Source organism: Pseudomonas reactans, from assembly GCF_013385825.1.
In the GTDB taxonomy this organism is placed as follows: Bacteria; Pseudomonadota; Gammaproteobacteria; order Pseudomonadales; family Pseudomonadaceae; genus Aquipseudomonas; species Aquipseudomonas reactans.
Window position 1 is genome coordinate 266,967 of the sequence record NZ_JACAPG010000014.1, and the last position, 15,042, is coordinate 282,008.

The following is a 15,042-nucleotide window of genomic DNA, read 5'->3' on the forward strand; positions in this document are numbered from 1 at the left end:
GCTCCTACCGGTGGCGGTTTAAGCCTTCAGGGTTCGCGTCATTCGCAGCGCCAACACACTGCCGGCAACGATCACCGCTGCCAGCAGGTACAGCGCCACATCCGTAGACCCGGTGGCATCCTTCACAAAGCCGACGATATACGGGCTGAGGAAGCCGGCCATCTGGCCCATGGAGTTGATCAACGCCAGCCCACCTGCTGCCGCGCCGGCACTGAGCATCGCGGTGGGCACTGGCCAGAACATCGGCAGGCCGGTGAGGGCGCCCATGGTGGCGATGGTCAGGCCGAGAATGGCAATGGCCGGGGTGGTGGCGAAGTTCACCGCGATCACCAGCCCGACAGCGCCCATCAACATCGGCACCACCAAGTGCCAGCGACGTTCCTTGCGCAAGTCGGCGGAGCGGCCTACCAGCAACATAAACACTGCCGCCAGCAGGTAAGGGATCGCACTCAACCAGCCGATCACCAGGTTATCGCTGAAACCCAGGTTCTTGATGATCGACGGCAACCAGAAGTTGATCGCATACACGCCGCTCTGGATGCAGAAGTAGATCAGGCCGAACGCCCAGATCGCCGGGTTCTTGAACACTTCCGCCAGGGAGTCGGTGGTGGTCTTTGGCTTGTTCGCCAGGTCGGTGGCCTGATCGGCTTCCAACACCGCACGTTCGTGGGGCTTGAGCCACTTGGCGTTGGCAAAGCTGTCGCTGAGCAGAAAGTAGGCGAGGGCGCCCAGCACGACAGTCGGGATGCCTTGCAGCAGGAACATCCACTGCCAACCCGCGAGGCCACCTTGGCCAGCGGCGAAGTGGTTGAGGATCCAGCCGGAGAACGGGCTGCCGAGCAAGCCGGAAACCGGGATCGCTGACATGAACAGCGCCATGATCCGCCCACGGCGGAAGGTCGGGAACCACTGCGAGAGGTACAGCACCACGCCGGGGAAGAAGCCCGCTTCGGCGGCACCGGTAAACAGGCGCAAGGTGTAGAAATGTGTCGGCGTGGTGACGAACAGCAGGCAGGTGGACAGCGTGCCCCAGACGATCATCATCAATGCGATCCAGCGCCGTGGACCGAACTTGGTCAACGCCAGGTTGCTCGGTACGCCGCACAGCACGTAGCCGATGAAGAAGATCCCGGCGCCGAGGCCGTACACGGTTTCGCTGAATTTCAACGCATCGAGCATCTGCAACTTGGCAAAGCCAACGTTTACCCGGTCGAGGTAATTGAACAGATAGCAGATGAAAATGAAGGGGATCAGGCGCAGGGTAATGCGCTTGTAGATGGCGTATTTATCGTCATCGTTGGCCAGTGGGGTCGTGGCGCTCTGTGACATGGCAGTCTCTCTTTATTATGATTTTTCGCGATGCGAGGGTAACGTTGATCGCCCACTGAGTCTCGGCCACCTGGCAGGCCGCTGTCTTTGTGCTTGCGCACAGCGAACCCGGCTTTGCGCTGTGCCGATGAACAACCGCGCTTTTTAAGGAATTTAACCCCATGTTCGAGCTGGATCATGACCTGGCGCAGGATATCGTCGATCGAACCATGGCGATCCTGCCTTATAACGTCAATGTCATGGACAGCCAGGGCCTGATCCTCGGCAGTGGTGAGCCCGAGCGTATCAACACTCGCCATGAAGGGGCACAACTGGTGCTCGCCAACGGCCGGGTGGTGGAAATCGACGGCCAGACCGCCAAGCACCTCAAGGGTGTACAACCGGGCATCAACCTGCCGCTGCTGCATGACGGGCGCCTGATCGGTGTGCTCGGCATCACCGGCGAACCGGAAGGCCTGCGCACCTACGCTGAACTGGTGCGCATGACCGCCGAAATGCTGGTCAGCCATCGTCACCAGCAGGCCGAGCAACAGTGGCGGCGCCAGCGCTGTGATGATTTGCTGGCCTTGCTGCTCGCTGAAAGCGGCGATTCGCCGCGCCTGGTGGACGAAGCCCAGCAACTGGGGCTCAAGCCGCAGCTGCCGCGCACACCGTACCTGTTCGAACTGGGCGCGGGGCAATCGGCGGAAGCCCTGAGTACGTGGCTGACCTCGCGTTATCCGGACAGCTGGTGTGTCAGCTCGGCGCAATACTCATTGCTGTGGTGCCGGCCGGCATCCGTGCAGGTCGACAACCCGCGCTTGCTGGAAAAACTCGACGGCCTCGGTTGGAACATCCTGCGCGTTGCCGTGGGTGGGCAAGCGGACGGTCTGGCGGGGCTGCGCCGTTGCTATCGGCGTGTCGGTGATCTGCTTGCCTATGGTCGTGATGTGTTGCCGCAGTCGCGCCTGCTGACCCTCAATCGCTATCGCTTGCCCGTTATGCTCTGGCGCCATCGCAATGACGACGCGCTCGATGAACTGCTCAACCCGCTGCGTAAAGTGCTGGCCAAGGACAGCAATGGTCAGTTGCAGGCGACGCTGCGCAGTTGGTGCGAATATGACGGGCAAAGCCAGGCCTGTGCGGACGCCTTGGGTATTCACCGCAACAGCCTGCGTTACCGCATGGAGCGCATTGCCGAACTCAGTGGCGTCGACCCACTGACTCTGGACGGCATGCTCGCCCTCTACCTGGGCGTACAGCTACTGCCCCAGGCTTTGTCGGAATGAACAACAAAGCGCCGCCGCACTTGTGCATCTGACCGGGGTCAGCAGCCCTGCCAACTGGCAGCATGGGCATCATAAAAACCGGAGAAAGCCCATGAAAATCATCATCGCCCCCGACTCGTTCAAGGACAGCCTGAGTGCCGAAGGCGTCGCCCAGGCCATTGCCGAAGGGTTGGCCCAGGTTTGGCCGGATGCACAGTTGATCCAGTGCCCGATGGCGGATGGCGGTGAAGGCACGGTGGATTCGGTGCTGGCAGCCTGCAATGGCGAGTTGCGTCACCACAGTGTACGCGGCCCGCTTGGCGCAGCCGTCGACGCACATTGGGGCTGGTTGGCCGACAGCCACACTGCAATCATCGAAATGGCCGAAGCCAGCGGTTTGCAGTTAGTCCCGCCGGGCCAGCGCGACGCCTGCAAGACCACCACCTATGGCACCGGCGAACTGATCCGCGCCGCTCTGGATGCTGGCGCCCAGCGCATCATCCTGGCGATTGGCGGCAGTGCCACCAACGATGGCGGCGCAGGCGCAATGCAGGCGCTCGGCGCGCAACTGTTCGACGCCGAACATCAAGCGCTACCCGCCGGCGGCCTGGCCCTGGCCCGGCTGGCGCAGATCAGCCTTGAACATCTGGACCCACGCCTGGCCCAGGTCCGCTTTGAAATCGCCGCCGACGTCAACAACCCGCTGTGCGGCCCCCACGGTGCGTCGGCGATATTCGGCCCGCAAAAAGGCGCAAATCCCGAGCAAGTCCAACTGCTGGACGCCGCCCTCAGACACTTCGCCGACCACTGCGCGAAGGTGCTGCCTAAAGATGTACGCGACGAACCTGGCAGCGGCGCTGCGGGTGGGCTGGGCTTTGCCGCCAAGGCCTTCCTGGGCGCGCAGTTCCGTGCGGGTGTCGAGGTAGTGGCCGAACTGGTTGGCCTGGACGCAGCCGTGCGCGGCGCCGACCTGGTCATCACCGGTGAAGGCCGCTTCGATGCCCAGACCCTGCGCGGTAAAACCCCGTTCGGCGTGGCGCGCATCGCCCAGCAACACAACGTGCCAGTCATCGTGATTGCCGGCACGCTGGGCGAGGGCTATGAGCAGATGTACGCCCACGGCGTGGACGCAGCGTTTGCCTTGCCTTCCGGGCCGATGAGCCTGGAACAGGCGTGCAGCGAGGCGCCACGCCTGCTCCGTGAGCGGGCCTCGGACATTGCGCGGGTGTGGCGACTGGCATCGTCCAAAGGCTAGTCAAGCATCTCGCTTGCCAGATGGTCGATCCATTGCTTCTGAAACGCCAGCAGCGCGGCCTTGGGCTGCTGCAGCTCGACCAGTGCGAGCATCGGATCGTCCACCGCCGTGCGCACACCCGACAACTCTTCCAGCGTCGCCAACCCGCAAAACGGTACATAGGCTTCGCTGTAGCCGCCTTCGTGCACCAGCACCAGCCGCCCCTGGCACAGGCGCTCGGCCGCCAGGCGTACGCAGCGTGTCATCAGGCGGAAGGATTCGCTGTGCAGCAACATGCGCGCCAGCGGGTCGACAGCGTTGGCGTCAAAGCCACAGGCGACAATGATCAGTTCCGGCTGGAAACGCTCCAATGCCGGGACCACGATCCGTGTCATCGCGTGCAGGTAAGCGTCGTGTCCACTGCCCGGTGGCAAGGGGATATTGATATTCGTCCCCAGCCCGGCGCCACGGCCACGGTCCTGCTCGCCGCTGTAACCGGGCGGATAGCAACCGTCCTGATGCAGCGAGATCGTCAGCACATCCGCACGCGCCTCGAAGATCGATTGGGTGCCGTTGCCATGGTGCACATCCCAGTCGATCACCGCGACCTTGCCCAGGCCGTTGCGCGCCTTGGCCGCTTCGATGGCGATGGCAATGTTGGCCAGGAAGCAGAAACCCATGGCGCTGTCCGCCAGGCAGTGATGGCCTGGTGGGCGTGACAATGAGTAAGCGTTATCCGCCAGGCCCTTGAGCACGGCGTCGACGGCGGCCATCGCCAGGCCGGCCGAAAGCCGGGCGATTTCATAGCTGCCCGGGCCTATCGGCGCCTGCGGCCCGAGGTCGCCACCGCCGGCATCGCTCAACGCCTTGAAACGCTGCAGGTACGCATGGCCGTGGACGCGCAGCAAGTCGGCTTCGCTCGCTGGCGCAGCGCTGTGCATGTGCAGGTGATGACCCAACCCGGACACATCCAGCAGGCTTTTCATGCGCCGCTTGGTTTCGGGTGATTCGGCATGCCCGCTGCCGGCCGGTGGCTGTACCCAACCGCCCACGGGCAAGGTCAATGCATGGGCGCTGGCGCTGTGCCAAAGGCTCATTTCATCAAAGAAAAACGCGGTGGTTCGGTTCATACAGGCTCCATTTCAACGACAGGTCCAGGACGGCTGGCAAGAATCAATACCAGCGACAGAAGGGTGATCACGGCGCCACCGACCAACAGCACGGCGAAGCCGCCGCTGGCCTCGATCAGCCGGCCGGCTATCGCCGGACCGATGGCCAGGCCACCGCCGATCACCAGGTTCGACGCGTTCATCAACTTGCCGCTGTGATCAAGGTCGGCCAGGCAAGCAAGGATCAGCGGCAAGATAAAAGTCCAGGCGAATTTGAACAGCAGCGCCGCCAGGGCAAAGCGCACCAGTGTGGGCTGGCCCAGCAGAAGCAGCACCGCTGCCGCCATTAACGCGTAGCCCGCCAGCAGCAATGACAGGCGCGGCAGGCGGGCGCCGATCAGTGACGCGCAGGCTGCGCCGGCGATGCCCATCACGGTCGCAATCGCCAGTATCTCGCCACTGTGTTGCGCGGAAATCCCGGCGCTGGCGCCGAGGGCACCGATAAACGTCCAGACCCCACCAAGGCTGATGTAAAAAGCCAGCACCGCAGCGACACCGAGCACGGCTTTCACTCGTGTGCCAGTCACTGCCGTCCTGATGGCCTGTGGCGCGGCGTGCGCGCAAGGAAAACCGCGTACCAGCGGCAGCAGCAGCGCCATCATTCCCGCCAAGATCAGGTAGCCGCTCTGCAGTCCATAACGTTCGAATAAACCTGGTAATACCGCGAGGCCCACGGCACCGACGATCAGCTGCCCCATCACCCACAAACCGTAGACACGGCTGGGGTTGGCGGTGGTTGCCGCGCTGGCCAGGCAGATGATCATCAACGAACCGCCCGCCAACGCACTGAACAAGCGCAGGATCAGCAGCTGGACGTAGGTGTCGGCCAGCGTCGACAGCAGGTTGGCGGCAATGAACAGCACGGCCGCGGCCAAGGCTGCCACTCGCCAGTTCACGCAGCGCAGCCACCAGAAGGCCGGCAGGGTCGCCAGGCTCATTGCGCCCAGTTCGACGGAAAACAAGTCGCCGATCTGCGCCGGGCTCAGTTGCCATTGGACGGCCAGTTGCGCGCCCACGGCTGGGGCGGTCATCAGGATGGTCGGCGTGATCGCGGCAAACAGCACGATAGCCGTCAGCCGCCGCCAGGGTGTAGGGGAGGAGTCGTGCATATTCAAGCTCCAAGACAGAGGTCAGAACACATGGACCAGGCGCAACAACGCGTCGGTTCCTGCGTAACCGTTGGTGGTGGCGACGTTTTGCGAAAGGCTGAACATCACTTGGTTTTGCTTATCGAGCCAATGCCCGACCTCGAACCCGACCTGGGTGTAGCGCTTGCGGGTGTCGTCGATCGACCGATTGTTGATACGCAATGCGCCGCCCGTGGCCTGGATCAGGCGCAGTGCGCCATAGGTGGCGGGCGTGAAGTCGTAGGAGGCAAAGGCTTGCAGGCGATACAGCGGGTCTTGCTTGAGCTCGCTGCCAAAATAATCGTCATTCTTGCCATACAGCTGGGCTTCGAGGTTGGCTTCCAGCACCCAGTTCTCACCGATGCCCTGGGTGTAGTTGTAGACAAAGGTCGCGCCCCAGCGATTGGCGCCGGGGGATACATCGGGGTTTGTGCTGTGGTATTCGCCCACCGGCAGGGTGATCAGGCTTAACAGGCCGCTGTAAGTGCGCGACGTCGGATCGTTGATTAAAAACAGCGTGCCACCCACTTGAGGGTCGCCAAACCCGCTTTCGCCGGTGCGCCGGCTCGCCCCTGGCAGGCGCGCATCAATGTCGGCAAAAGGCAGGATCAATTGTGGGGTGCACAGGGTGCCGCACGCGTCGGTGAAATACACCTGGCGGTAGGCCATGGCATTGACCTTGAGCTCGGCCTTGCCCGTGCTGTCGGCCGGGCCACGGAAGTCTTGGGCGCGCGTGGCCGGCAGGTACAACACGCCGAGGCTGGTGCCGGACGGTGCGCCGAAAAAGTCGCGGGCGTTAAGGTCGGCGGCCTGGCTGTCGAGGCACAGCAGCGTGCCCCCCAGCAGCAGCGGTAGATGACGCAGATGGGTGTAGGTCATGGCAAGGCGTCTCTTGTTATGGCGCAGCTGAAAACGGGCAAAAGCTGCCCGTGACCGTCAAGACGACGGTGTTAGAGCCAACGGGAAAAGCGCGGCGGGTCAGTCGGGCGGGGCGTGCATCAAGTGCGCGATATGCGCTTTGTCCTTGACCCCGAGCTTGCTGTAGATGGCGCGCAGGTGATGGCGCACCGTATTGGGCGACAAGCCCAGGTCGCGGGCGACTTCCTTGTAGGTCTTGCCCTCGCCAAAGCCTTGGGCGACGTCGTTTTCCCGCGGGCTGAGCTGGTGCAGTACACGCTGGCCCCGTGCCGCGAGCAGCCATTGATCACCCACCCCCCAGACCTGGAGATGGATGCGCTTGCCTTCATAGCCACGCTCGTCCACGGGCACGGGTAACGTCGGGCCACTCCAGCCCGGCCATTCACTGAGCAACAAATCGACAAAGCCGCGCTCGGTACATTGCAACACTCCCCGTGCATCGCAGACCGCCAGCGCCAGGTTTCGCGGGTGGGTAAGGGTTTCACGCATGGCCACCAGCGTGCGGATCTGGTTCGCCGACACGGCCGCCACCAGATGCAGCATCAGGTTATCGAGCAGCAGGCAGTCTTGCGCGGTAAACCCCAGGGCCCCCGGCTTGCGGTACAGGGTCAAGTGATCACTGAGGCAGGTGTGTGGGGCGATATGGATTACGCACAACAACTGACCGATTCCATGACGCTCTGCCAGCCAATTCAAACCCGCACCGTTGCCGGGGTCGCGCATATCAACGATCACAGCCTGCCCGGGCGTCGCATGGGTACGGCCGAAGGTCACATCCAGATGGCGGATCGATTGCCAGTCGGTCAGATAACCAGGCGGCAATTGATACAAGCAACTGCTGTGTTCTTCCGGCAGGTTATCGATCACCGCAGAGCGCCCCCACCAGGCGCAGTCGAAAGGCAATACCTGGCTGATACGCGCCAGAGCTTGCGGTTGGAAATGTTCGATCTCCTGGTGCTGGGCCAGTCGGTGCAGATCCAGGATCAACGTGCTGAAGGCCTGCAACAGACTTGTGGGTTCAAGACGGCGCATGAGCGTTCCTCTGTGGGACTTTCTTATTGTTGTGGTCACCGGGTTAGAGGCCGGTCGCAGGGCCCGGCCCAAGTATCGGTGCAGCAGAGGCTGGCCGCTATCGTTCAGATGCAGGATGCAGCCGATTGATAGGTGGGACGTTTCCGGGGTCGTCAGCGCGATGCTATTCCTCCTACACTGGCCGGCCACTTGTCTTTCAAAGGATGAAACACGATGCACACACCTGAACCCCATATCGTGATCCAGCGCTTCACCGAGGCCCACCTTGAAGGCGTCGCCGCGCTCTATAACGAACCGGCCGTGTGCCGTCAGGTGCTGCAAATGCCTTTCCAGTCGGTCGAGGCGTGGCGTAACAAGCTGGTGCAGGACAACGAGCGGCGGTTGCAGCTAGTGGCTGTGCACGGCGGTGAAGTGATCGGCCAGCTCGGACTGGAACAGTACCTGCGGGTACGCCAGGCACATGTCGGTTCATTCGGCATGGGCGTGGCGACCGCGTGGCAGGGCAAAGGGGTGGGCTCGCGTTTGTTGACGGCGGCGCTGGACGTGGCCGATAACTGGATGAACCTGCGCCGTGTGGAACTCACGGTGTACGCCGACAACGAAGCGGCACAGAGGCTGTACCGCAAGTTCGGCTTTGAGGTCGAAGGCGTGTTGCGCGATTACGCCCTGCGTGACGGCCAGTTTGTCGACACCGTCAGCATGGCGCGCCTGCGCCAGTCGGCTTAGCCCAGGGCAAACGCCACCGCAGCCTGCGCATGCAGCTCGGTGGTGTCCAGCAACGGCAGGTCGCTGTGCTCGGGCTTGATCAACAGGCTGATTTCCGTGCAACCGAGGATGATCGCCTGGGCGCCGCGTGCGGCCAGGGACTCGATCACGCCTTGGTAGACCTTGCGTGACGCATCGCTGATCACGCCGACGCACAACTCCTCATAGATGATCCGGTGCACGGCCTGGCGCTCGTCCGCCTCGGGCACCAGCACGGTCAAGCCCTGAGCCGCCAGGCGCGACTTGAGGAAGTCCTGCTCCATGGTAAACGCAGTGCCGAGTAGGCCGACCGTGAGCGTGCCGGCTTCCACGGCCGCCGCACCCGCGGCATCAGCGATGTGCAGGAACGGAATCGACACCGCCGCTTCAATGCGCGGCGCTACCAAATGCATGGTGTTGGTACACAGCACCACACACTCGGCGCCACCGGCTTGCAGACGGCGCGCGGCATCTTCGAGGATCAGCGCGGTGTCATCCCAACGGCCGGCGTGCTGGGCCTGTTCCACCGGGCCGAAATCCACGCTGTACATCAACAGTTGCGCCGAGCGCAGCGGGCCGAGCTGATCGCGCACGCGCTGGTTGATGATGCGGTAATACTCGGCGCTGGACTCCCAGCTCATGCCGCCGATAAGGCCGATGGTGCGCATGCGATGCTCCTGACAAGGAAAGTCGCTTCACCTTACCCATCGGCCAGGGATTAGTCATACGCAGTTGGCCGCGAAATGACCGGTGCAGTTTCACATGTCCAGGTTGACCCAACCCGGCTTGGCTTCCTCCGGCGCCACCGCGTTGATCCGCTTGCCAGTCGCCTGCTCCACGCGCCGCGCCACCTCCGGGTCATCGGCAAAGGGCATCAGGCTGGCGTCGTCCAGGCTTTGGTTCGACTGCCCGCGCAGGCAATACTCCACCGCGCCGTACAGGCACACCACCATCAGCAGGCCCCACACTTCAGGCGATCCGCGCATCGAGCTGCGCCATTTTCAAGTCCGCGACCCGCACAGTACGCCAGGTGTTGTAGGCCATCAGCACCATCCCCGTGAGAAAGAACACACCCCCGGCAAACCGCACCACAAACCCCGGGTGACTGGCCTGCAAGGCTTCGACAAAGGAGTAGGTGAGGGTGCCGTCATCGTTGACCGCCCGCCACATCAGGCCTTGGGTAATGCCGTTGACCCACATCGACGCGATGTACAGCACGGTGCCGATGGTCGCGAGCCAGAAGTGCAGGTTGATCAGCGGCACGCTGTGCATCTGCTCGCGCCCGAACACTTTGGGGATCATGTGGTACAGCGAGCCAAAAGTGATCATCGCCACCCAACCCAGGGCGCCGGCGTGTACGTGGCCGATGGTCCAGTCGGTGTAATGGGAGAGGGCGTTGACAGTCTTGATCGCCATCATCGGTCCCTCGAACGTCGACATCCCGTAGAACGCCAGGGACAGCACCAGGAACCGCAGGATCGGGTCGGTGCGCAACTTATGCCAGGCGCCGGACAAGGTCATCATGCCGTTGATCATCCCGCCCCAGCTCGGTGCCAGCAGAATCAGCGACATGGCCATGCCCAATGACTGCGCCCAATCCGGCAGGGCGGTGTAGTGCAGGTGATGCGGACCGGCCCAGATATACAGGGTGATCAACGCCCAGAAGTGCACGATGGACAGGCGATAGGAGTACACCGGGCGTCCGACTTGTTTCGGCACGAAGTAATACATCATCCCCAAAAAGCCAGTCGTGAGGAAAAACCCTACCGCGTTGTGCCCGTACCACCACTGCACCATGGCATCGGTGGCTCCGGAATACACCGGGTACGATTTGAACCAATCCACCGGGATCGCCAGGTGATTGACCACATGCAACATGGCGATCACCAGGATAAAGGCGCCGAAAAACCAGTTGCCGACGTAAATGTGTTGGGTTTTGCGCCGTACCACGGTGGTAAAAAACACAATGGCATAGGCCACCCACACCACGGCCATCCACACCGCGCCGGAGAACTCGATCTCGGCGTATTCCTTGGTGGTGGTGTAGCCCAGCGGCAAGCTGATCAGCATGATCATGATCACCGACTGCCAGCCCCAGAAGGTGAACGCCGCAAGGCCATCGGAAAACAGCCGTACCTGGCAGGTGCGCTGTACCGCGTAATAGCTGGCGGCAAACTGCGCGCTGCCGGCAAAACCGAAGATCACCAGGCTGGTGTGCAAGGGCCGCAAGCGGCCAAAGGTGGTCCAGGGCAAGTCCAGGTTCATTTCCGGCCACACCAGTTGCGAGGCGATCCACACGCCCATGGCCATGCCCACCACACCCCAGACGATAGTGGCGATAACGAATTGGCGGACGACTTTATAGTTATAGGCCTGCCCGATTGTTGCTGTGCTCATGCTCAGTCCTCCCACGGTTCCAAGTGGCGGCACTGTAGGAAGCGTGGGCAAAACAAAACAGGCTCAGAAAAACCTCATTGTTGCGGATCAGTTTTAAGCCGTACGTGCAGCGGCCGCATCTGCCATGATCGGGCTTCGCAACCTGGCTCACCCAAGGAGATCCGCAATGGACGATGTACAGCAACTGGGCGAGATGCTTCGTCATTACGCCGACAGCGAAGCGCATAAAAAACAGCAATTCGATCTGCAATCGTCCCGTTGGGCGCAGAAGCTCAGTGAATTGTTCGGCCAGATCGAGCAGTGGCTTGAGCCGGTAAAGACGATCGGGTTGCTGGAGGTGCATCGTGAAGCCTATGTCGCCAGCGGCCCCAGCGTGCCGGTGGAGACATCGACGTTCAAGACCGAGAAACTGACGGTGCAGATCACCGGCAAACCGGTGGAATTCGTGCCGGACGTGATGGGTGTGGGTGGATTGATCTCTGTGTCAGTCATGGGCTTGACCGCCGCACGGCACGGCAGTGTTTCGCTGGTGCTGCCGGCGGATAAAAACGATTGGCTGTGGAAGAAGACCAATGGCCTGAAAGACCCGGACACCTTTGGTTTCGACGCGAATTTCCTGGCGTCGCAGTTGCAGAGCCTGATTCCACGCGAGCGCATTTGAAACACACCTGTAGGAGCCGGCTTGCCGGCGAAAAATGCAAGGACGCCGCCGTTATCCTGATTTCTCGCGTTATCGTTGACGGCCATCGCCGGCAAGCCGGCTCCTACAGGGCTGGGTCGCTTGGGTTGAGCGCTTTCCAGCTCTGCATCACCTTCTGCGCCTTGGGCTCGTGTCCGTTTTCCAGGTAATACTGGATCAACGACAACCGCGCATTGCGGTTATACGGTTGGCGCTTGAGCAGGTCTTCCAATTGCTGGCAGGCTTCGTCGACATGGCCACTGTCATGCAACGCCACCGCCAGTACAAAAGCGAACTGACCGTTGGCAGGCTCCATGCGGGCGGCGTTGCGCAGATGGGGCATGGCTTTTGCCGTGTCGCCCGCGCGGATCAGCATCAAGCCTTGGGTGTGCTGCAATAGCGCGGCGTCTGGGTGCCGGGCCAACTCATCAGCAATCAGGCCGCGTGCTTCTGGCGTGCGGCCGTTGGCTTCCAGCCACTGCGCCAGGGTGACCAGCGCCGGGAAGAAGTCCGGATCGCGCAGCAGGGCCGTGCGCAATTGCGCTTCCACTTTGTCGCCACGGCCGCTGGCCTGGTAGAGCATCGCCAGGTTGAGGTTGGCTTCGGCGCGTTCCAGCAGGCTTGATTGCACCTGTTCGTATTCAGCGATGGCGCTGTCCCAGGCGGAGCCCTGGCCGGGGACGCTCAACAGGTCACGCGCGGCAAGGATCCGCACGGCGCGCACGGGATCACGGAGCAAGGGCGTGTAGAGGGTGACGCGTTCCGCTGGCGGCAGCAGGGCGCTGATGGCACGCACTGCACTTTCGCGCACTTGCGGGGCAGGGTGAGTGAGATCCTTTGTCGCCAGTTTCAACGCCTGTTCACTCGGATAGTTGGGCAGTTCCACCAGCAACGTCGCGCGTTGGATCGGCGGCAGATTGCTACGCGCCAACTGCTCATACAGCGCCTGGGCCGCACCGGCTTGGCCGCCGCGAATCAACACCATGCTCTCGGCGTAAGTCGGCGCTTTCAGCACATCGCGTGCCCCGGCGGGGATGCTGAAGCTGTGGTCATGGCGCAAGTCATTGCCCATGTAGACCTTGCCCGGCATGTGGCAGTCGACGCAGAACGAACCCGGCTGGCCGACAGGTTTGCCGGTGTGTTCAGGAGCATCATAATTTTTGGCCTGTAGCCCACGGCCATCCACCGTGGTAATCGGGGTTTTGCCTGCGGTGTTGTGGCATTGCAGGCACACCGCATTGCCCGGCGCCTTGAGTTCATTGCTGTGGGGGTTGTGGCAGTTGCTGCAACGCACGCCTTTTTCGGCCATTTTGCTTTGGGCGAAGGAGCCGTGTTCAAACACCTCATCCTTGATCTTGCCGTCCAGGGCATACAGCTCGCGGGTGAGCACGCTGGGCAGGTAGTCGTCCATCAGGCGTTTACCCACGGTAAAACCATCGCCCAGGGGCGCGCGCCGTGCGTGGCAGCGCGCGCAGGTTTCCAGTTCGACGGTGGCGTCCTTGTCTTTGAGGTCCACGGCAAAGCCTGCGTGCAACAGGTCGCCTTTTTTCGCCGCCCATTGCAGGTGGTTGGAGGCCGGGCCATGGCACGCCTGGCAACCGACGCCGAGGCTGTTCCATTGGCTGTCGAAAGTGTTGTTCTGCGCATCGAAGTTGCGCTTGTAGCCGGTGGTGTGGCATTCCACGCACATGAAGTTGGCGTTCTGGCTGGGGTTGCTCCAGTGCAGCGGGTTCTTGAAGTTCACACCTTGGCCGGGATACAGGTGAAACCAGCGGTTTTGTTGGGTATCCCAAGCCAGGCCGAGGGCTTGCAGGCGACCGCCACCGACGTCGATCAGGTACTGCTGTAACGGCGCGATGCCAAAGATGTAGGTCACCTTGAAATCGGCCACTTGGCCGTCACTGCCGGGCGTGTTGACCCAAAATTCATCGCCCCGGCGAAAGAACCGCGTGGTTTCGCCTTCACCGGCAAAGCTCGCGTCGTTGAAGTCCGCCGGTACGGTCTGCGGTGTGGCCAGTTGCATCGCCAGTTGATGGTGGGAGCCCTGCCAATCCTTGACCTGGGCTTGATGGCAGCCCTGGCACTGCTGCTCATCGACCATAGTTGCCGGGGGCATGATGACCGGCTTGGCGACCACCACCGGCGCCGGCAACCGAGGCGTACTGGCCTGCAGGAAGAACCAGGTCCCGGCCATGGTCAACAACAGCAACACAATCAAAATGGGGTACAGGTAGCGACGGGGTGAATCACGGTGAGGCGCGGCGTGTTCTTTTTTGGGCTTGGGCATTCCGACTTCCGTTGTCTTGATGCGTGGACGCTCTATTGGCGCGCTTAAGCTCTGTGCAGCTTTGACGCTGAGGGGAGGTCTGTCAAACAGGCCGCACAAATGAGGTTAATTCCCCAGGATTGGCTATACCTACAGCTCACTGTTTCGATGATGATCGCCAGGGAGTTCAATGATGAAACTAAGGCTAATGATCAGCACGCTGTGCGTGGCGTCGGTCGCCATGGCAGGTTGTGCCAGCAAGGTCACTTCACCGGATGAGTATTCCGGCTTTCTCTCGGACTACAGCCAGCTCAAGCAAGCCAAGTCGCCTTCGGGGGCCGAGGTGATGCGCTGGGTCGATCCCAAGCTGGATCTCAGCCGCTATCACGCGGTGTTCGTCGAACCGACCCAGTTCTACCCCAAGCCCCAGGCCACGGCGAAAATCCCGGAAAGCACCCTGAACGGCATCAACACCTATTACAACCAGGCGCTCAAGCGTGAGTTGGAGAAATCCCTGCCGCTGGCCAATGCGCCCGGGCCGGGTGTGATCGTGGTGCGGGCGGCGATCACCGCCGTGAGCAGCAAGACCGAAGGTCTCGCGCCGTATGAATACATCCCCGTAGCGCTGGTCGTCGCGACGGTCAGCACTGCGTCCGGCCATCGTGACCAGGAAACCACCTTGGGCACCGAGGCGCAGTTCCTCGACGGCGCAAACGGCAAGGTGATCGCTCAGGTGGTGCGCAAAGGCACTGGCAAGCCGCTGGCCAATGAGTCCCAGGTGATGAAGGCCGACGATGTGAAAAGCGTGATCGACGGTTGGGCGTCGGACCTGCATCAGTCATACGTCAAGCTCAAACACTAGAAAGTCCTTGAGGGGTGAGGGCCTACGCGCCCTCACCA

Annotated in this window: 14 protein-coding genes; 5 read left to right on the forward strand and 9 right to left on the reverse strand. The window is 62.1% G+C overall.

Annotated features, from left to right (window positions below):
• Positions 1 to 18: 18 nt before the first annotated feature.
• Positions 19 to 1,329, reverse strand: coding sequence for an MFS transporter (locus HX868_RS17865; protein ID WP_177003796.1), 1,311 nt, complete (start codon positions 1,327 to 1,329; stop codon positions 19 to 21).
• Between the two features lie 161 nt (positions 1,330 to 1,490).
• Here HX868_RS17865 and HX868_RS17870 point away from each other — a divergent pair, with 161 nt between their 5' ends.
• Positions 1,491 to 2,597, forward strand: a complete 1,107-nt coding sequence (locus HX868_RS17870) for a sugar diacid recognition domain-containing protein (protein WP_177003797.1) — start codon at positions 1,491 to 1,493, stop codon at positions 2,595 to 2,597.
• Positions 2,598 to 2,688: 91 nt separating this feature from the next.
• Positions 2,689 to 3,831: a glycerate kinase gene (locus HX868_RS17875; protein WP_177003798.1), complete on the forward strand. Its 1,143-nt coding sequence runs from the start codon at positions 2,689 to 2,691 to the stop codon at positions 3,829 to 3,831.
• Here HX868_RS17875 and HX868_RS17880 read toward each other — a convergent pair.
• The 4 genes from HX868_RS17880 to HX868_RS17895 all read right to left on the reverse strand — a co-directional run bounded on the left by HX868_RS17880 (position 3,828) and on the right by HX868_RS17895 (position 8,056).
• Positions 3,828 to 4,940 carry a class II histone deacetylase gene (locus HX868_RS17880; protein ID WP_177003799.1) on the reverse strand — a complete coding sequence of 371 codons (1,113 nt, stop codon included), beginning with the start codon at positions 4,938 to 4,940 and terminating at the stop codon, positions 3,828 to 3,830. The two genes, HX868_RS17875 and HX868_RS17880, sit on opposite strands and share 4 nt — an antisense overlap.
• Positions 4,937 to 6,088, reverse strand: coding sequence for an MFS transporter (locus HX868_RS17885; RefSeq protein ID WP_177003800.1), 1,152 nt, complete (start codon positions 6,086 to 6,088; stop codon positions 4,937 to 4,939). Before HX868_RS17885 ends, HX868_RS17880 begins: the two co-directional genes overlap by 4 nt.
• 21 nt (positions 6,089 to 6,109) lie before the next feature.
• On the reverse strand, positions 6,110 to 6,985 hold the full coding sequence (locus HX868_RS17890) for a transporter (protein ID WP_177003801.1): 876 nt from the start codon (positions 6,983 to 6,985) through the stop codon (positions 6,110 to 6,112).
• A gap of 99 nt (positions 6,986 to 7,084) precedes the next feature.
• Positions 7,085 to 8,056, reverse strand: coding sequence for a helix-turn-helix transcriptional regulator (locus HX868_RS17895; RefSeq protein WP_177003802.1), 972 nt, complete (start codon positions 8,054 to 8,056; stop codon positions 7,085 to 7,087).
• Between the two features lie 213 nt (positions 8,057 to 8,269).
• Between HX868_RS17895 and HX868_RS17900 the strand changes: the two genes are divergently transcribed.
• Positions 8,270 to 8,782, forward strand: coding sequence for a GNAT family N-acetyltransferase (locus HX868_RS17900; protein ID WP_038851527.1), 513 nt, complete (start codon positions 8,270 to 8,272; stop codon positions 8,780 to 8,782).
• Here HX868_RS17900 and HX868_RS17905 read toward each other — a convergent pair.
• From HX868_RS17905 to ccoN, 3 genes are all read right to left on the reverse strand, one after another.
• Entirely contained in the window at positions 8,779 to 9,468 is a 690-nt protein-coding gene (locus tag HX868_RS17905) for an aspartate/glutamate racemase family protein (protein ID WP_177003803.1), read from the reverse strand. The genes HX868_RS17900 and HX868_RS17905 overlap by 4 nt on opposite strands.
• Before the next feature lie 90 nt (positions 9,469 to 9,558).
• The gene (locus HX868_RS17910; RefSeq protein WP_177003804.1) at positions 9,559 to 9,786 is read right to left on the reverse strand and encodes a cbb3-type cytochrome c oxidase subunit 3; all 228 of its coding nucleotides are present in this window, start codon (positions 9,784 to 9,786) and stop codon (positions 9,559 to 9,561) included.
• Positions 9,770 to 11,197, reverse strand: coding sequence for a cytochrome-c oxidase, cbb3-type subunit I (gene ccoN / locus HX868_RS17915; RefSeq protein WP_177003805.1), 1,428 nt, complete (start codon positions 11,195 to 11,197; stop codon positions 9,770 to 9,772). The genes HX868_RS17910 and ccoN overlap by 17 nt, the downstream gene beginning before the upstream one ends.
• A gap of 166 nt (positions 11,198 to 11,363) precedes the next feature.
• Between ccoN and HX868_RS17920 the strand changes: the two genes are divergently transcribed.
• Positions 11,364 to 11,858, forward strand: a complete 495-nt coding sequence (locus tag HX868_RS17920) for a hypothetical protein (RefSeq protein ID WP_177003806.1) — start codon at positions 11,364 to 11,366, stop codon at positions 11,856 to 11,858.
• A gap of 103 nt (positions 11,859 to 11,961) precedes the next feature.
• Here the strand turns inward: HX868_RS17920 and HX868_RS17925 are convergent, their stop codons facing one another.
• The gene (locus HX868_RS17925) at positions 11,962 to 14,163 is read right to left on the reverse strand and encodes a tetratricopeptide repeat protein (RefSeq protein WP_177003807.1); all 2,202 of its coding nucleotides are present in this window, start codon (positions 14,161 to 14,163) and stop codon (positions 11,962 to 11,964) included.
• Positions 14,164 to 14,335: 172 nt separating this feature from the next.
• On the opposite strand from HX868_RS17925, the gene HX868_RS17930 reads away from it, so the two are divergent.
• The gene (locus HX868_RS17930) at positions 14,336 to 15,004 is read left to right on the forward strand and encodes a DUF3313 domain-containing protein (protein WP_177003808.1); all 669 of its coding nucleotides are present in this window, start codon (positions 14,336 to 14,338) and stop codon (positions 15,002 to 15,004) included.
• Positions 15,005 to 15,042 lie beyond the last annotated feature (38 nt).